Here is an 18,167-nt window from a genome sequence, read left to right as displayed (position 1 = left end):
GAAGCGACCGGTTCGAAACTGCCGCTCTTTCTCTTTTTTTGGGCACCGCTGAGCGCCGAACCCGAAACCGGGTCTCATTTTAGGGCCTGATCGTCTAGGCGAGCGCCATAGCATCGGCGGCGATCCGTCGCAGCTGGAGCTTGCGAACGTGGAGGCGTGGGAGCGGCTGCATGCCGATCGTGGCTAGGATGTGATCCCAACGGTAGACCCAATCGTGCATCTCCAGGCAACGGACCGTACTTGTCCGGCGCAACAATTCCGTACGGCAGGGGTTTGCGTCGAGTTCGCCAATTACGTCTGCGATATGGCTCGAGTCTGGTGATACCTCGATCACTGCGTCTGGCCAGTCGAAGTGCGCGCCGAATTCGGCGCATTGCGGCGCGGTCCCAAGCATGACGGCGCCCCCCGCGGCCCCTTCGAAAAGACGGGCAGGCAGCACCTGCTCGCCGGCAACCGTGACGGCCTTCGAGTTTGCAAGCGTCGCTGGACTGAAAGCCATGAAATAGCGCGTGCGCCTGATGATATTGGCGAGCAGCAAACGATGCTCATGCCACGCCTTCACCCGGGAATCTGTGCTTGCGAGCGTGTCGTAGAGATAGAAGAGGTCCCGCTCTTCGGCCAGCTTCAGAAGCTGTCGGTGTATCTTCGCGGCTCGGTTCCCGATCGAGTATACGTCGATCACGCGTTTGACCGGCGATAGGTACGGCGTTGCAATGAGGCCGTCGACGGCCGTGGCAAGGAAGGAACAGGGCGTGCGGGTGTATTGAGGCAGGCGAGGTATGCACGCGCTGTGCAACAGGAACACGTGGTCGAACTGGTCCAGGAGCTTCAGATATCGGCGGTCCTCTTCGAGAGTGCTCGACCAGAGCTCGAACAGATACGCGACAGCAACCTTGCATCGGCGGCGCCAGTCGTGGATCCGAGACAATTCTACAAGGCTTTGCGGACTCCAGGCGACGAAGAAGAACAGGTCATAATCTTGCGTGAGCCGAACATGCTCAATGCTTGGCGCATTCATTAACCCCAGCCCTTTGCGAAACGCGTTTGTCAGTCTGTTGAAGTCACGCTGGACGTTGTGAGGGTCGTGCTTTGGCAAAATGGCGTGAAAGCGTCTCGTTAGGTAGTTGTCGATGCCAGGGGCGATCAGATCGGCATCCTCGCATTCGGCAACGATACGGCAAAACTCATACGCCGACGCAAAGTGAGCCCGGTCCTTCGCATTGAATTCAGAGGCAACCAGTGTACGTCTCTTCAAGGAATTCTCCCGGCACTTGTCATTCGACTTTCAACTATTCGGCCGCCGCAGGTTGGCCCGGCGCATAGTGCTCCAGTGCCGGGAGGGGTTGCCGACCCAGGATCATGTCTGCTGCCTTTTCCGCGATCATAAAGACAGCGGCCGAAGTGTTGGCCGAGGGAACGGAGGGCATAATGGAAGCATCAACGACCCGCAGGCCCTCGAGGCCGTGGACCCGCAACTGGTCGTCCACGACAGATTCAACACTAGCGGATGGGCCCATCCGGCACGATCCGCACAAATGATAGGCTGTCAGCCCGGTTTCGCGGGCAAACTGCAGCCGGTCGGCGTCGTCCGTTGTTTTCGGGCCGGGAAGCTCTTCCGTGCAGTTGTAGCGCCTGAGCTCGGGGGCCCGAAACAGCTGCTGCACAGTCTTCATGCCGTTGATGACGACCTGTCGGTCCTGATCATCGGCGAGATAGTTGGGCTGGATCAGCGGCGCTTGTGACGGATCTGCCGAGACCGCCCGAACATGTCCGACGCTCTTCGGTCGCAACTGATAATAGCCAAGCTTGATGACCGGCAACCGCCGCGCGCCGCCGTGATCGGTATAATTGCCCAGGGCAAGGTCAAGCTGGATATCGGGGGTGGAGTGAAGATCCCGCGAGTTGACGAACCCGTAGACGAGCGACGGGCTGACGGCGAGAAAGTTCGGGCGGCCCAGCATCCATTTCGCTGCCTCGCGCAGGAGGGCGAAGCCGTGTCCGCTGACCGTTTCGATGCCCTCCACCCGGGCGATCAGGTGGACTATGTAGTGGTCCTGAACATTTGCACCGACACCGGGGGATTCGTGCACAACCGGAATTCCAAGGCCGGAGAGCATTCTCGCAGCACCCACGCCTGACAGCTGCAGCAGCTTTGGTGAGTTCGCCGCGCCAGCGGAGAGGATCACCTCTCGACGGGCCTTCACACAGCTGGTGGGATGACCCGGCCCCCCTCGTCCATATCGAACGCCGATGGCACGCTTTCCCTCGAACAGGACGGCCGTGGCCTGCGCGTTCGTGCGGACGTCCAAGTTCTTCTTTCTGGCGATCGGCCGTAGGAAAGCCCGCGCTGCGCTCACGCGCCATCCGTTATCGATATAGCGCTGATAGTAGCCCACACCGGCCTGGCTTGCCGCATTGTAGTCGGGATTACGCGGGATGCCGGCATTGAGCGCGGCCTCGATGAATGCATCACATAGTGGATGTCGCCAATCGCAATCTGTAACTGGAAGCAGTCCGTCCGTCCCGCGGTAGAAGGGATCGCATGCCCCAAGCCTCCGCTCGGTTCTCTTGAAATAGGACAGCACGTCGGCGTAGCCCCAGCCTCGATTGCCCTGGTGGGCCCACTCGTCGAAGTCTGCAGCCGCGCCGCGGTTGTAGTTCATCCCGTTAATTGCGGTCGAACCGCCTAGTGTCTTGCCCTGCGACATCGGAATAGAACGGTTGGCCGTCCCCGGACTAGGCTCCGTGTCGAACTGCCAGGCATATTTCGGATTCGAGGATGTCTTGTAGAGTCCCGCCGGAATGTGCAGAAGGATGCTGCTGTCGGCCGGGCCCGCCTCGAGCAGGCAGACCATATTGGTCCCATCAGCCGCCAGACGATTGGCCAAGACGCAGCCTGCCGCCCCGGCTCCGACGATCACATAGTCAAAGACGTCCGCTTCAACCGACATCGCCTCGCGCTCCGCTTATTACCAGCTTCAGAGAATGGCAGGGAATCCGGCCGATGGCACTTTGCCCATCGGAGTTAAGCCTTATGAAGGGCTTTCGCGGCGGCCAGAATGGAGAGATGGTGTGCGAAGTGCTGTGCGTGCATAAGCCTGCCGCCGATGTGCATTCTTCGCGAACCTGCGCCGCTGGCGCACAGGGGAAGAATGGGGATGCCTGACGACAACCTGACCGAAGAAGCCGCCTTGCCGAGAGGTAGGGTTTATCTGCATCGCGTTGGCCACCTCGACGTCTCCGCACAAGCCGAATCGACGTTTGGCACCCGAACTGGGCGGGCTGATAAATTTCATGTTGCGCGGCCGGCAGTCTCTTGAACCCCGGCGCCTTAATCGGCGCCGTCTCCTTGCCGGGCTGCTAGCGCTGCCTGCCTCGGGTGCCGTCGGTGCAGCGGTGCCTCTGGCCCAGGGGCGATCGGGCGATAAATGGTTCGGGGGTGCCGTCTCCCTTGCGCGTCCAAGTGGACCCGTGCTCACGCGCGCGGATGGGCAGATCATTGAAAACCTTGACATTTACGCCCCCTATGGCAACGGGATCACGGCACTCCATCAGGGCGTCATCGTACGCAGCTGCCGCATTCGTCATGCCATGGGCAGCGGAATATACGCCCGCGGAGCCGCCGGAATACGCTTGCAGGATCTCGAGATCGATCATGTCGGCGTTCCCCCGGTGACCGAACCAAGCCAGAACCGCAACAACATAGAGCTGGAAAGCTGCCCCGATGCGATCATCATCCGTGTCAAGGCGTCCCGCGGCTCCTCCAATATCTATGTCTTCGACTGTCCAGGCACCCAGATGAGCTTCCTCGAACTCCACGACGCGCGCGGGCCGTTCCCCCGTGGACAGAATGTGCAGTTCGACCGCTCTCCGGATACGAGCCTGGAAGAATTCTCGGCCGAGAACGGTCCCACCTCCTGGACCGAGGACAACATTTCCGCCTTTCACTCGGATCGCTGTACAATTCGACGTGGACTCGTCTTCTACAACAACAGTCCCACGGGCGCTGGCGTCATGCTGGAGGGAAGCTTCAATTGCCGGGTCGATGACGTCGATGCCGTTCAACAGGGCAACGGCGCCTTCTCGGCCGTTCCGCAGGGCAAGGTCGGCAGTGGCGGTTGTTCGTTCAACCGCTGCCGGAGCCGGGACACCTACAATGAGCCACGGGACGGCAGGGACGCCCCGACATCCAACGGCCTGTCGTTCCATACCCGGATATCAGAAGGCGCTGAAAAGCACAGTGTTAGGGACTGCTGCGTCTACGCGCTCGCCAGTCCCCGCAACCTCATCTGGCAAAGGGCGGCCGTGCATGCCGGTTGGTCCATCGAGCGCAAGCCATTTGATCCCAGACCGCCATTGCGGCTTGCCTTCAACTGGCAGTGAGCAGAGATCCGATGTGGCCCTATCGACGACGGCGCCAAAAGAGAAGCAGGTCTGACAGCATTGACCGCGACGGCGACATCCCAAGCGTCCAGAGAGGCGCTGATGCAAGAATCATGCGTCCCGTCGTCGTGCTCGTATCGATAGGTGTGTCGACGATGCGAAGACCGACATGCTTGCTGCCAAGCCTTTCGATGAGCGCCAGCACTTCGCGGGTTGTGCGCGCAACACGGTACGGCTTCGTGACCGCAATCACGTCTCCTTTCCTGACACATGCGATCGCCCTCTCGAGCTCCGGCGTCGAACCGAATATGCCAGTCTTCTCGCAGAAGAACTTCTCGGCTCCCAAGCGGGCAAGATAAAGCTTTTGCGCCTCCAGCCTGGCAGCGGGTTCGAAGGTGTTGATACGACAGTAGCCGATGATCATCGCAATCCCCAATCGTAAGAAGCTTTCAGCGAGGGTCCAAGGTGCCCGAGGAAGCCGCTGACGATCTGCGAGCCTGAATGCCGCTGCGGCTCGGCAGTCCCTTTGTCATCTCCCATGTCCGCAGAGATCCGCGAGCTCGAGATATTGCTTTGCGACTCCCTGTGCATCGAACCGTCCCACCCACTGGCCGGCACCTGCCGACAAACGCGACCAAAGGTCATCATCGTCCAGCACAGCCTTCAGCGCTGCGGCCATCGCCTCGGCCTGTGGTTCGACCACTGCCCCATTCACGCCATCCGCGAGCAGATCCCGGCTGAGCCTTGAAGACCCGACGATGGGCGTGCCGGTGGCGATCGCCTCCATCACCGTTGCCGAGGCGACAGGGACCGTATAGCGCGTGGGGAAAGCGGCGACGCGAACGCGGCTGTGTAGTTCGCGAACGCGTGCTCCCTCTGCCATCCCGAGAAGGACCACGTGCCCCCGTATCGCTTCAGGAAGAGCGTCGACCGCCTTCGTCACCGGTCGTGTGATGTCACCCGTCAGGTAGAGCCGTACGGAAGGGTCGTTGAGGGCGCCGAATGCCCGGATCGTCGCCTCTGGCACCTTGTAGGGCGACGTGCCGGCATGGAGGATTGCCCGCTCGCGCTCTGCCAGCCCACGAGACGCATATGACTGGCGATCGATGCATTTGGGAATTTTCAGGATTTGGTCGCTTGGCAGCCCAAGATCTCGCACCAGTTCCTCCTGAAGCTCGGTCGTGGAGGCGACGACGTAGTGGCAGCGCCGCATGCTCGCGCGTCGAATGGCTCGCCATACTGCCGCAAGCGGCCCTTTCCGCCTCTCGAGATCGTGAACGACCTGGACGATCGTGCCACGCAGCGGTAGCGGCACCGTCTCGCTGTGGATGACAAGGTCCGGCCGGAACCGATTGATGATACCGATCGCCCGCAGCCATGCCGCGACTGAGGCCGGTCCGGTCAACCGCGTGCGGCTCAATCCGATTATCGGCAACTTGAGGCGAGGCGAAAGAAGTCGCTGGAATTTCGCGCTTTCGAAGGTGCCGACCACGATCTGCACCTGGTGCCCCAGTTCGAGCAACGCCTGGGCAAGTGCCACAATGAAGATGCTCACACCATCAGGTGAATCCAAAGGTTCGCGCCGGGTCAAGACAATGCGCATTCGATCGAACCGTGACAACAGGTGCCTGCGGGCGGCCGCAGCCTCCAGTGGCACCGTGTTTCAGCAATGGAAGCAAAAGAGGACCTCGCCGAAGTATGCGAGGCGGCAGGATCGATCCTCGAGCAAATGGGGAGTACCCCGGCCCGCACTGCGCTTGTTGACGCGTGAAGCTTGGTCTGCCCTATGGGCCGCCCTGGTCGGTTCCTGCCAGCCCATGTTCCGGCCCACCTCACGACACTGCCGCTAAGGCCCGGATCGGGCGCCTGACCAGGGGTTCATAGATGGCCATCAGCCGATTGAAGTTTGCTTCGGGCGTGTACCGCTCCTGATAGGCGGCATAGGCCCTGCCTGCCACTTCCTGCAAGGCAGATCGGTTTGAAAGCGCCCAGCGCACCTGATCGGCCAACGCGCCGGCATTGCCGACAGGAACGACAAGGCCGGTGACGTCTGGCTCAACGACCCCCTTGATCCACGGCAAATCCGTGCAGATGACCGGCAGCCGGCTTGCGAAGGCCTCGATGACGGTCATGGGAAACAATTCATAGCCTTTCGACGGAAAGAGCAGGAATGCTGCAGCCTGCATCTCCTTCAGCACCGTGTCGCGCGACTGACGCCCGAGATATTCCACGCGCTCGCCCGCAGACTGCTCGACGAGCGGAGCCAACGGCCCGTCGCCGATGATCCGCAGCGGATAGTCGATCTCCTTCCACGCCTCGAGCAGCGTGGCCACTCCCTTGTGGTGCTCATCCAGTCGTCCGACGAACAGCCCTCCATTGCGACGAAGGTCACCGAAGATCGGCGGCCTGGCAACCGCATTCGGCTTGACGACGATGCGTTCGGCCGGCAGGCCGCCTTCCACAAGCTTGTGCCTGGCCCAGTCGGTAAGGGCAATGAAGCGGTCGACCTTGCGGGACCAGGTGCCGGCCCGCTTGTGAAACTCGACCATTGCGGCGACGGCGAGCGTGCCCGCCAGGGAATTCCTGTAGACCTTCTTCGGAACAGTCCACCAGCAGGCGTGGCGGAGACTTCGCTCCCGAAGCCTCTCATCGGGATAAAGCAAGGCGCTGGGACAGAGAATCCTGAAATTGTGCAAGGTCATCACTGATGGCACGCCGGCCTCGCGGCACGCATCCAGGATGGAGGGGCTCAGGAGAGGAAAGAAATTGTGGATATGGACGACATCCGGTGAAAATTCCGCCAATTTTCGGGACAGGGTCCGCCGTGAATGAGGGTTGTAGATGACCCCCACGGCGCTAGAAATCTTCCGCGCGACCGACACGATATCGTCATTCGTGGCGGAGAACAGCTCGACGTCGACCCCATTCTGCTTGAGGCACGCGAGCTCCTCCCGAACCACGCTGTCCTCTCCGGCCCTTATCTGGTAGAAATTATGAACCATTAAGACGCGCATCGCAGTCCGCCACGTCCGAATCTCAATTCGGCATCCCGGACGCCGGTGGCGACGACGCGACGGCTCCGGAAAAGTCGACCTTTGGCAAAACGACCTCCACAACGTCGCCGGGCGCAAGCCCGAGATCTTCGCTGCCAGGGAGCGTCTCGGCGCCCTGCTCTCGCTTTCTATGCACTGTTATCTCGGGCCGACCCGCGGCTATCAGCAAGGTGGATTGCGCTTGACCTGTAAGCGCCAGCTTCTGCGCAGTACCCTCAAGACGCGCCGAGGTCTGGGCCAGATTCATATAGGCCTCCTGTAGCTCTCCCAAGGCCGCGATTCGTCGTTCACTGTCGATCTTGTTCATCTGTCTGACATATTCGCCGCGCTGGCGCTCGATGTTCGATGCCTGGACGATCGTATCGAGCAGTTGGGTTGATGACATAAGCGCCGCTCGACGGGCTTCAGATAGGCGCGTGGTCGCCGCCAGGCCCTTCTGAAACAGCGTCCTGACTCTCTCGTAGTCTTCGGTGTCGGCCTGGCTTCCCTCTTCGTCCTTCTTCTTCTTTTCAGACAGGAGCCCCAGTTGCAGGTTAGCCTCCTCGACAAAACGTCGCAGAAGCTCCTTGTCCTTTTCACTGTCTGACTGACGAGCTTCGATATGCGCTGTTGCCGTTTGCTTCAATCGTTCGGCGAGCGCCTCAGGCACCGGTGCGTTCTCGACATGTTCGACTTCTTCGCCGAGTTCGGTGCGAAGGCGCCAAATGCGAACCTGTTCCGTTGCGAATTGCGCCCATAGGGCTTTGTACTCGGAACGGAAATCGGCCGCTTCCATGAGCGGATTGGCGATGCGAACCTGGGCAGCGCTGTAGCCACCCGCAACCGCCACAGACTGTCGGACGGTCATACCCGGCCGGAAGATGTACTCTCCCGGCCTGGCCACATCACCATAAACATAGATGGGCCGGTATTCGGCAAGCGAAACGAAGACCTGGTCCGTCTGGATCAGCTGCGTTATTTCACGGCCGTCCTCGGTCCCCCGCCGATACGGCTTGCTGGCGAGACTGCCAGCGATTATTTCCTGCGCTTGTTGAACGGAAAGGCCGCTGATTTGAACCGCTCCAACCAGCGCCAAGTTCACCTCGCCGTCCACTCCGATCAGCAATCGCTGCCTGAAATCCGGAATACCAGGGACCGATACTTCCAGGGTATCTCCGGGCTTTAGCTTGTAGTCGGCAAGTGCCGCTGTCGGAATCAGAGCGATGGCGCCAGCAAACGAAGCGAGGCGGGTCGAAGCCATGGTCATCGACAGCGCCGACAACAAGGATCTCAACAGCTTCATGGGTCCCCCAACGGGTTGCCCCCGTATCTCTACGGGCGACTTATTACGTGTTTCTCCGGCGCGGGCGAACCTGCGCAAGTGGATGGCCCTACGCTACCAGAAGAGGCATAGCCGAGGCCGAGGCAAAATGGCTGGCTCGCTGGCTCTTTCGAGGCACTCCTGATGGAACCGGCACGGCGCCGCCGCATGAGCGGGCACATCAGTGGACGGCTCCCCTGCTCCTGCCGCGCCAAAATCGTACAACGCGATCCCTTCTACCGAGACCGATAGCCTGCCCTATGTCGGGAGGGCCGCATCCATGTTCGTTCCGATGTATGAACAAGCGCAATGCTGTGTTCGATCCGGTTCAACTGGAGGAAGTTCCACAGCCAAGGCCGGAACGCTGGCGCGAAGCGCAATCAAATAGCCGTATGAGAAAGCAATTCCCACAATCTGTAGAGGGCTCTCCAGGGCCGGATTGACGAACATGGCGAGGAAAATCGTGATGAAGACCGTGGACGCATGATTGCGAACACCGCGTGGCAGTCGATTTGGCGGGAAGGCCACCGAAATGGCAGACACGATCAAAATGAAACCAATGACCCCCGTCCGCAATATGGCTTGAAAGAACGAATTGTGAATTCCTGTCGAGAGTATCTCAAGCATTCTGGCATGCGTAATATTATGAGTGTCGGGAAGAAAGGTAATATCCTCGAATCCGGGAAACTCGTATCGCCATCGGACAGATTCCGTCCCAAATCCGATGCCAAACCCGTATGTATCCGCAACGGATACGAGTGCGTCCGAAATGAACGCGAGTCGGATCCCGGAGTTCGGGTCCAGAGCAAAGGTTTGAGGTATGAAGTTGAGCCCGACGGCATAAGCCGAAGTCAGTGCGGTCGCCAAAGCTGCGGCCATCAACCGGCCGGGCACGCCAATCAGAATGACGATCGTCGTGACCGCAAGCACCTTGAACTGAGCCAAGGGGCTGGCGAGGGCTATTCCCAAAAGGAGCAAAATGCCGCCGTATCGGCGCCAGTCGTTCGTCAGAAAAATACCGCCTGCAATGAAAAACACGGCGATGACCATGTTGTTGATCAGCGCACCATAAAGAATCACTATCGCGGCTTGCCCAGATGCGCGCGGATATTGCACGTCCTGCTGAAACATCACCGCCGGCGCGACAACGAGAGACAGGAACAGGAAAACGGGTGCACCAAAAAAGGCATTGCCGCTCATCAGCCTGCGGCGGAAATAAGCCTTGGACCCCCATGCGACGGCGAAGAATCCAACAATCGGGACGATTTGCCTTGTGACTGCTTCTTGAAGGAAGTGAACCTGCCAGGAATCCGGCATCAGCCTGTATCTGGACAGCAGGGCAATGAAGAGGCAGAAGGCGGTGTAGACCGCGAGCAGACGAGGCGGCACCGTCTGCCGCAGCAAGGCATAGGCCAGACAGACACCGACCGGGACCACTATGAAGAAAAGGCCAAGCAGGCGCAGGGATATTGCGAGGGCGCAGGCCAGCCAAATGCCCGAGAGAAAGAGGGTGTAGTCGAGCACGTCAGGGGAATGGCTGCAAACGAGGTCGACCGGCTTTGAACCCTTCCTGCGTGACAATGTCGCTGGCGAGGTCATGGCCTGTATTCCCGGTTAGGACTGAAAGCCGCACGGTTCATCCTGGTCAAAATTACTGCCGAGAGTTTCTCTGCAGGGATGATGCGCAGGATTCCCTCGAGGTGATCGGCGAAAGTGCGGCGTGCTTGCAGCACCAAAAGGACCTCGTTGATGACGCCCATGGCAGCTTCCAGATCAGCGGTGCGGTCGATGCTGTGAAAATCAACTACTATACAACTGTATTCTTGCTGCAGATGCTGGAGTGCAGCGGAGATGGAGAGCGAGGCATTCAACTCGGAGATTGACCCCGTGGGCCTGAGAACCAGAACTTCCAGCCCTTCCTGATGCGCGGGAATGATGGCAAACGCCCTGGCGAGCTTGCGACCTGGCTCCGCGTTCAGCATTGGCTGGTCCATCGATGGCTTTTGCCAATTGGCATCAATGAGCAGTGTCTTTTGCCCGGTCGCCGCAATGAGCCTTGCGAGATGAACCGCCACCGTGGAGCTTCCGGACTTGGCGAGGGGTGAAGCAACGCCGATTACAAATCCGCCTTGGCGGCCCTGAACTCCGCGCATACGGCTGGCAATTTTGCTCAGCGAGCTGTGAAGCTCGGGAGCGTCCTTTGAGTAGACGGGCTGCAAAGACTGCTCGCATGGCCCCACAACATTCCACCTGCGGCGGGGAATTCTGCGTATCCCTACAATCCGATCAAGGCCGGTCGACCTGTGCACATCCTCGAGCGTTATCAGGCGGTGGTTCATTGCTTGCCTGATCAATGCGTGACCAACGCCGGCAACCCCACCGGCCATAACGGAGAGGGCTACCATCAGGACCGTTGGCGGCCAACTGCGTTGGCGAGGCGGTTCGGCCGCCGTGATGACCCTTGCGCTCGGGATCAGCGACGAGGCGCTAAAATCGGAGAGGGTCCGCTGCAGAAGGGCATTGTAAAGCGAGCGATAAACCTCGGCCGCGCTCTGCTGCTCGCGGAAAAGGACTCTTGCCCTCTCCGCAGATTCAGGGTCCGGTTGGAGTTCCTTCAGTGATTCGGTCACAAAAGCCTTTTCCCGAAGTTCCGCCAGCCGCTTGTGCAGATCAGATGCTTCTTCCGCGCCAGCCGCCTGCCGGCGCTCGCGCTGATTTCCGATGTAACCGTCGGCGATCGCGTTCGCGAGCATGGCGGAGAACTGAGGATCGGAAGAGGTGACCCCGATCTCGACGGCGCTGGAGGAACCCATCTGAAGAACGGAAAACGCGCGCCTCACAAGGACCATCGCCTCATCCCGAATATTTGGCTCCGCCGTCGGCAGTTCGGTGCCGAAGAGAGACGCCAATTGGCCCTGCACATAGCTGGTTATCCGGGTGCGCAAGCTGTCATCCGTCACAAACTCTTCGTCTTCCCCTAAGCCAGTGTGGTCAACAACGCGTCCGACGACTTCGTCCGACTGAATGACCTGTATCTGGCTCTCTACATAGACCCGCTCATCCGCCTGAGCTTCGCCCGGTTGCGGAGCGGGCGGAGATGAAAGGAGGATCGTCGCATAGGCGCTGTAATATCCAGGCGAAAGGACTGTATATGCGCCGCCGACACCAAGGCTTACAACCATCCAGAGGAGGCAAAGGCGCCAACTGCTTCGAATAAATCTCAAGATGTCTTTCACGGTCAGCTCGTCGCGATCCTTGGGAGGTATCTGCTGGTGAGGCGACCCGGACGGCTGAACGACGAAGTGATCGGTGGCGAACATACAGACTCTCCTACGACTGGAAACGATCGGCCTCGTGCTCCAACGGCGCGGATTGGGACGCCGGGGGATGTGCTCGCACCCGGCCTGCGTCGCAAGCCGCCGCCGTGCGAAGGACTGCCGCTCCGCCAATGAGGAAGAAGCCGGCTGAAACCACCAGCACGACGACTTCCTTCGCCACCATCGCGTAAACAATGGCTTGCTCCGCCATGACGAAAGACAAAGAATATGCGGCCACCAGGAATACTAGCAGACCGGCTGCATTAAGGGCCGCCCATTCGTTTTCATATCCGTAACTAAACATAAATACATTTGATGTGAATGTATTTATATTCATAAGAAATGGTATGATTGCCATCGCACGCACTATAGGTGTCGCTCCTGAAAATTTATCTCCAAACAGAATCAAAATTATGTATGGAGCAATAAAGAACATTCCAATACTCATCGCCGCCCCGCCCGCTACGGTGAATAGTGATCTTCTTATCAATCGAACCCCGGCAGCCGGATCGACATGAGCGTAGTATGAAACCCTCGGTATGAAAGTATCCATAAGCAACTTGAAAAATACTCTCGAGGCTAACAGAAACTTTTCGGCGACAGAATATTGCCCGGCTGCGACATAGCCTGCGAAATGCTGGACAAGGGCAACAGGGAGGGTGACGAGGGCAGTCTCCACGGCTATGAAAAGGCATCCCCTCCAGCCATTGCGCAGCTGCATTCCAATCGTCGAAAGCGTGACGGACCTGAAGCCGCCGAACCCAAAGGGAAGGATGAAAGGTAAGCAGATGACGCCACTGACGACGGGAACTGCGCTCTGGATGGCAACGGCGAGTGCGACCTGGTCAGGTGATGCGACCATGGCGACGAAACAGACGAGCGCCAGAACGCGAGCAACAACCACGGCGACGGCCGCCTGCCAGGCGCGTTCAAGGCCGACGAAGAGCCATGCCGGAAAAATAATGCCGCCGGCGGCCGAGAGCATCGCGCACAGGAATGTCGGCCTACTGAGCGCCAGCACGTCGCCGGCCAGCACAAGGCCCACCAGGCATACGGCAATGAACAGCACTGCCTTGGTGGCCATGACCTGAGCAACCAGGGACGCGATCGCCGCCGGCTCGTATCGGAGGGAAGCTACCCTGCGCTGCGCCGTCCAATGAAATCCATAGGCCACAACGACGGCAGCGAGTTGTCCGATGGCGAGCGCATACGCGTAGCGCCCGAAACTCATGGGTCCGAGGACACGCCCGGCATAGGGCAAGATGATCAGCGGCTGCAGGACGTCGGTGACATGCAGGACAGCCAGACTGGCGGCCTGTTTGCTCAGGGTCATGGTAGCCTCCAGTCAGGTGCCTGTCGAGGCAATGCAAACCACCCAGTCCAGATATGGCAGCGCCGCCTCCCAGAAGCAGCGCCAAAGAACAGCCGGCCGTGAAGAAGTTGGCGCAGATCGGCAATACGGCGGTCCAAGTGTGTTCACTGGTTCCGCCTCCCTCTAACCGTCACGAAGTCTGCGCCTGGGAAGCAGCGTTGCCTGCAACAAAGCCAGGATGAACAGGCTGTTCGTCACGAGATACCTGCTCGCCAGCCGGCGGGGATCCTGGAAGAGCCGGTGCAGCCATTCCAGCCCGCTCTTCTGCATCCATTGCGGCGCCCGTTTGACGTCTCCGGCGTGGAAATCGAAAGCTGCTCCTACCCCTAACATGACCGCATTGATCCGGCCGCGATGCGCCTGCATCCAGCTTTCCTGCTTGGGACATCCGAGCCCCACCCACATGATCCTCGCACCGGACTGATTGATCATTCCGACCACTGCCTCATCCTCCTCGGCCGACAGAGGGCGGGGCGGAGGTGAGTAAGAGCCCACGATGTTTATGCCGGCAAACTCGGTTCGAATGCACTGTTCGAGACGCTGGAGAGTGCCCGGGCTGCCGCCGTACAGGAACATTGCCGAGCCCAGTTCCGATGCCCTCCGGCAACAAATCCACATCAGGTCCGGTCCGGCGATGCGCGGCTGATCCGCGTGTCCCTGCCGTCTCAGCATCCAGGCCACCGGCGCTCCATCGGGCGCGACAAGATCGGCGCTATCCATCGCTTCGGCATGGGCGCGATTGCGGCGGGCGGTGACGACACTGTGGGCATTGCACAGGAAAACCGTTCGGCTCTCCCGCCGCAGGGCCCAGTCGAAGACGCAGTTGACTGCCTGCGCCAAGCCCAGCGCGTGCACGGGTACCCCAAGCACTTGCTCGCGCACCACTCCCTGATCGATCGCGAGCTCTGTCATGCCACCCTCGATTGCTGCAATGGTGAGCCATCATCACAGCGTGCGGGCACTTCGAGTGCAAATGCTATTCCGAACGGGAAGCTGGCGGGCGGCGCTCATCGGAGGTACTTAAAAGGAATATCCGAATATCCTGTCCGAACCGGTGTGGTGCACCCCGATTCTGAGACACGAAAAGGGTAACAGTTCTCCATTCGTTAAGGAGAGCTGATGAGGAGAGAAGAACCCGGGGCGGCGGTTCAGTGGCGAATTCAAGAGAGCGGCGGTGTAACGCATGGCTGCGGGCGCCAATATGAGCAAGTTGGCGCGGGAGCTCGGCATCTCTGGCAAGGGTCTCTATCGCTGGCAGAAGCAGTTTCGTGCAGGCGGGCCAGCAGCTCTGCGCGGTCGCGTGGGTCCGCCGCGAGCGGTACGCCGGCTAGGTGAGGCGGACGACCCGGGCGGTGCAGCGCCGGCATTGCCGTCGGAAGCGCTTGACGAGCTTTCGAAGGCATTGGCTCGGATGGGCAACTGGAGCGTCTCGTCGGGTATCCGGTTCAAAGCGTTACCCATCTATCAACTTGTTCTCTCCGTGCTGCCGAAAGAGCGCATGGAAGGAGCGGCCCGTCGCGCCGTCGAGCAGGAGGTAAAGCCCCATCACCGCGGGTTTGCCTACGCCATTGTTGTCGGGCGACACCGTGACGATCTTGACGCCGATATGGCCATGTGCCGACGTGTCGGCTGTACGGAGAACAAGGGATATTCCTTTTAAGTACCTCCGATGAGCGCCGCCCGCCAGCTTCCCGTTCGGAATAGCAATTGAACTCGAAGTGCTCGCACGCTGTGATGATCGCTCACCATTGCAGCAATCGAGGGTGGCATGACAGAGCTCGCGATCGATCAGGGAGTGACGGCATGTCGCAAATCTTCGCGGGATGATGCCCTCTGGTTGCAGCCTAAAGAATTCACGCAGGATTATCTGGCATCGCTTTGCATCGCATTGGCGCAGATCGATACGGACGCCGTGCAGGAGGCGATACAGTTGCTGCGCGCCGTACGCGATGCGGGCGGCACAGTCTTCGTCGCCGGCAACGGCGGCAGCGCAGCGACCGCCTCCCACTGGGTCAATGACCTCGGTAAGGCCACGAAACGCTCGGGAAGGCAGCCAATCCGGGTCATAGGCCTGACAGACAACGTCTCCTGGATGACGGCACTCGGCAATGACGAAGGCTACGAGCGTATCTTTGCCGGCCAGATGGAGAACTTCGCCAAGCCGGGTGACGTGCTCATAGTGATTTCAGCCAGCGGGAACTCGCTTAATCTCGTGCGGGCAGTCGAACTCGCTCGCGAAAGGAAGGTAGCCACCATCGGCATTGTCGGTTTTGACGGCGGCACGCTTAAAGAGCTCGTCGATCAGCCAGTATGGGTGCGGTCCGAAAAAGGCACCTACGAACTCGTCGAGGACGTCCACGCCGCGATCTGTCATGCCATCACGCGATACCTCATCGCCGACCGACCGGAGCGCGGTCAATGAATATTGTCCTGCCGAGCTCGCCCTGCCTGCAAAAGGCAGATGTCGAAGGCCGCGGCTACAGCCGGCCGCGTCAGGCGGTCATCCTGGCCGGCGGGCGTGGCACGCGCATGCGGCCGATCACACTCGATCGCCCGAAACCAATGGTGCCGGTGCTCGGCCGCCCTTTTTTGGAATACCAGATCGAACAGCTGCGGCAGGAGGGGTTCGAAAGGGTTCTTCTTCTACTCGGGTATTTGCCCCATGTGGTGATGGACCATTTCGGCGACGGCAGGAGGTTCGGGCTCAGTATCGAATATGCCGTCACCCGTCCCGACGACCTCACCAGCAGCCGGGTATCCAATGCCCGTCACCTCATAGATCCGTGCTTCCTGCTGCTGTATTGCGACAATTACTGGCCGATGCGCATGGAGCGGCTGTGGCAACGCTTCTGTGCGGCCGGCAAGCCTGGAATGATTACGGTCTACAGCAACAAGGACGGCTATTCACGCGGCAGCGTGATCCTTGATGCGAATGACAATGTGACCGTCTTCGACCGGCTCCGCACCACGCCCGGGCTGCAGGGAGTCGAGATCAGCTATGCCATACTAACCGATCTCGCCCTCGAACTCCTGCCCGACGAGGACACCCTCTTCGAGGAGGCCATCTACACGCCGCTCGCGACGCAGCATCGCCTCGCCGGCTTCGTGAGCGAGCACCGCTATTACAGCGTGGGCTCGATCGAGCGTCTACCCGCGACGGAGCGCTTTATGAGCCGCGAAAAAACCATGCTCGTAGACAGGGACGGCGTACTCAACTGCAGACCGCCACGGGCTCAATATGTGTGTTCATGGGACCAGTGGGAGTGGGTTCCGGGTGCAAAGCAGGCGTTGGCCCTTCTGAACGAGGCTGGCTACCGCATAATCATCATCTCCAACCAGGCAGGGATAGCGCGCGGAGCGATGACCGCCGCTGATCTCGAGGCGCTTCACCAGCGCATGTGCGCCGAGTGCGAGGCCGTCAGCGGCAAGATCGCGGAGATCTACCACTGCCCACACGGCTGGGACGACGGCTGCGACTGCCGCAAGCCCAAACCCGGTATGCTGTATCAGGCACAGCGCGACTTTGATCTCGACCTCACACGCACACTCTTTGTCGGCGATGACGATCGTGACCGTCAAGCGGCCGAAGCCGCGGACTGCCTATATGCGCAAGTAAGCGAGCGATGCTCGCTTCTGGACCTCACCCGTCAACTCCTTTCGAAACGGAGCGAGGGCAGACATGAATGAACCAACACGCGTTCTCGTCACCGGACACAATGGATATCTCGGTTCTGTCATGGTGCCCGTGTTGCAGGCGGCGGGCTATGAGGTGGTCGGGCTGGATATGGGATATTTTCGTGCGTGCACCCTGGGAGCCGACAATACCAGTGTGCCCGAGATCACAAAGGATCTACGCGCCATCGAACCCCCGGATCTGCAGGGCTTTGACGCGCTGATCCATCTGGCGGCACTCTCGAACGACCCGATCGGAAATCTCAACGCGGATTGGACGAGGCAGATCAATGCGGAAGGAACAGTTCGTCTGGCCACGATGGCCAAGGCGGCGGGCATCCGGCGGTTCCTATTTTCCTCCTCTTGCATCATGTATGGCATGTCGGAAGCCGCCGTCGTCGACGAAACCGCCCCGCTGGCGCCGCAAACAGAATACGCAAGATCGAAGGTTGTTGCCGAAGAAGCGCTGCGCGCGCTGGCGGACGACGGGTTCTCGCCCGTCTATTGCCGCAACGGCACCGTCTATGGTCTGTCGCCGCGAATGCGCTTCGACACCGTGCTGAACAATTTCGTGGGCAGCGCCTTCACCACTGGACGTGTCGAAGTGCACAGCGATGGCACGCCATGGCGGCCCGTGGTTCATGTCCAGGATGTCGCGCGCTATTTCAAATTGATGCTGGAGGCGCCGCTACAGGACATCCACAATGAGGCGTTCAACATGGGTGTTGAAAGCCTCAATCTTCAGGTGCGCGAGATAGCGGAGATCGCCGTTGAGGCCGTCGCCGGCGCGCAGCTCACAATGACACCGAAGCCGGGCGCGGATCAAAGGACCTACAAGGCGGACTTCAGCAAGTTCTCACGGACTTTCCCGGATTTCGAGTTTCAGTGGACAGCGCGAAAGGGAGCACAGGACCTTTACGAGGCGTTCCGCTCGATCGCACTTAGATTTGAAGACTTTACCGACAAGCGCTTCACGCGGCTGCGCTGGCTCGATCATTTGCTCAAGGCGGGGACGCTCGATGGTCAGCTGCGCTGGCGAACCGCACAGCCGCGTGTTGCCTAATTTTCAT

Annotated in this window: 14 protein-coding genes and 2 pseudogenes; 5 read left to right on the top strand and 11 right to left on the bottom strand. The window is 59.9% G+C overall.

Annotated elements, in window-relative coordinates; translation table 11 throughout:
* Window positions 1-94 precede the first annotated feature (94 nt).
* Complete coding sequence (locus NKH33_RS25865; RefSeq protein ID WP_352542500.1) at window positions 95-1,255, bottom strand: glycosyltransferase; 1,161 nt, start codon at window positions 1,253-1,255, stop codon at window positions 95-97.
* 34 nt (window positions 1,256-1,289) lie between these two features.
* Entirely contained in the window at window positions 1,290-2,951 is a 1,662-nt protein-coding gene (locus NKH33_RS25860) for a GMC family oxidoreductase (protein WP_352473810.1), read from the bottom strand.
* A 520-nt stretch (window positions 2,952-3,471) separates the two neighbouring features.
* On the opposite strand from NKH33_RS25860, the gene NKH33_RS25855 reads away from it, so the two are divergent.
* The gene (locus NKH33_RS25855; protein WP_352922108.1) at window positions 3,472-4,383 is read left to right on the top strand and encodes a right-handed parallel beta-helix repeat-containing protein; all 912 of its coding nucleotides are present in this window, start codon (window positions 3,472-3,474) and stop codon (window positions 4,381-4,383) included.
* A 19-nt stretch (window positions 4,384-4,402) separates the two neighbouring features.
* Here the strand turns inward: NKH33_RS25855 and NKH33_RS25850 are convergent, their stop codons facing one another.
* From NKH33_RS25850 to NKH33_RS25815, 8 genes are all read right to left on the bottom strand, one after another.
* The gene (locus NKH33_RS25850; protein WP_352473812.1) at window positions 4,403-4,807 is read right to left on the bottom strand and encodes a recombinase family protein; all 405 of its coding nucleotides are present in this window, start codon (window positions 4,805-4,807) and stop codon (window positions 4,403-4,405) included.
* Between the two features lie 105 nt (window positions 4,808-4,912).
* The gene (locus NKH33_RS25845) at window positions 4,913-5,938 is read right to left on the bottom strand and encodes a glycosyltransferase family 4 protein (protein WP_352542502.1); all 1,026 of its coding nucleotides are present in this window, start codon (window positions 5,936-5,938) and stop codon (window positions 4,913-4,915) included.
* A gap of 277 nt (window positions 5,939-6,215) precedes the next feature.
* Entirely contained in the window at window positions 6,216-7,514 is a 1,299-nt protein-coding gene (locus NKH33_RS25840) for a glycosyltransferase family 4 protein (protein ID WP_352473815.1), read from the bottom strand.
* Window positions 7,420-8,718, bottom strand: a complete 1,299-nt coding sequence (locus NKH33_RS25835) for a polysaccharide biosynthesis/export family protein (RefSeq protein ID WP_352922105.1) — start codon at window positions 8,716-8,718, stop codon at window positions 7,420-7,422. Before NKH33_RS25835 ends, NKH33_RS25840 begins: the two co-directional genes overlap by 95 nt.
* Window positions 8,719-8,994: 276 nt before the next feature.
* Window positions 8,995-10,335, bottom strand: coding sequence for a hypothetical protein (locus NKH33_RS25830; RefSeq protein WP_352922103.1), 1,341 nt, complete (start codon window positions 10,333-10,335; stop codon window positions 8,995-8,997).
* On the bottom strand, window positions 10,332-12,056 hold the full coding sequence (locus tag NKH33_RS25825) for a Wzz/FepE/Etk N-terminal domain-containing protein (protein ID WP_352922101.1): 1,725 nt from the start codon (window positions 12,054-12,056) through the stop codon (window positions 10,332-10,334). The genes NKH33_RS25830 and NKH33_RS25825 overlap by 4 nt, the downstream gene beginning before the upstream one ends.
* Before the next feature lie 10 nt (window positions 12,057-12,066).
* Window positions 12,067-13,386 carry an oligosaccharide flippase family protein gene (locus NKH33_RS25820; protein ID WP_352922099.1) on the bottom strand — a complete coding sequence of 440 codons (1,320 nt, stop codon included), beginning with the start codon at window positions 13,384-13,386 and terminating at the stop codon, window positions 12,067-12,069.
* Window positions 13,387-13,548: 162 nt separating this feature from the next.
* Window positions 13,549-14,337, bottom strand: a complete 789-nt coding sequence (locus NKH33_RS25815; protein ID WP_352473821.1) for a WecB/TagA/CpsF family glycosyltransferase — start codon at window positions 14,335-14,337, stop codon at window positions 13,549-13,551.
* A 271-nt stretch (window positions 14,338-14,608) separates the two neighbouring features.
* On the opposite strand from NKH33_RS25815, the pseudogene NKH33_RS25810 reads away from it, so the two are divergent.
* Window positions 14,609-14,734, top strand: a pseudogene (locus NKH33_RS25810) (helix-turn-helix domain-containing protein); the annotation flags it as partial.
* Window positions 14,735-14,935: 201 nt separating this feature from the next.
* Here NKH33_RS25810 and NKH33_RS25805 read toward each other — a convergent pair.
* Window positions 14,936-15,055 (bottom strand): annotated as a pseudogene (locus NKH33_RS25805) (bifunctional Delta(1)-pyrroline-2-carboxylate/Delta(1)-piperideine-2-carboxylate reductase); the annotation flags it as partial.
* Window positions 15,056-15,193: 138 nt separating this feature from the next.
* Between NKH33_RS25805 and NKH33_RS25800 the strand changes: the two are divergent.
* Genes NKH33_RS25800 through NKH33_RS25790 form a run of 3 tightly spaced genes read left to right on the top strand, consistent with a single transcriptional unit; the run spans window position 15,194 to window position 18,160 of the window.
* A complete protein-coding gene (locus NKH33_RS25800; RefSeq protein WP_352542506.1) occupies window positions 15,194-15,847 on the top strand; it encodes an SIS domain-containing protein in 654 nt (217 codons plus the stop codon).
* Window positions 15,844-17,112: an HAD-IIIA family hydrolase gene (locus NKH33_RS25795; protein WP_352922097.1), complete on the top strand. Its 1,269-nt coding sequence runs from the start codon at window positions 15,844-15,846 to the stop codon at window positions 17,110-17,112. The genes NKH33_RS25800 and NKH33_RS25795 overlap by 4 nt, the downstream gene beginning before the upstream one ends.
* A complete protein-coding gene (locus tag NKH33_RS25790) occupies window positions 17,105-18,160 on the top strand; it encodes an NAD-dependent epimerase/dehydratase family protein (RefSeq protein WP_352922096.1) in 1,056 nt (351 codons plus the stop codon). The genes NKH33_RS25795 and NKH33_RS25790 overlap by 8 nt, the downstream gene beginning before the upstream one ends.
* The last annotated feature ends 7 nt before the right edge of the window (window positions 18,161-18,167 follow it).

This window comes from Mesorhizobium sp. M1182 (assembly GCF_040318335.1).
GTDB lineage: Bacteria > Pseudomonadota > Alphaproteobacteria > Rhizobiales > Rhizobiaceae > Mesorhizobium.
This window is presented reverse-complemented; position numbering and strand designations above follow the sequence as displayed.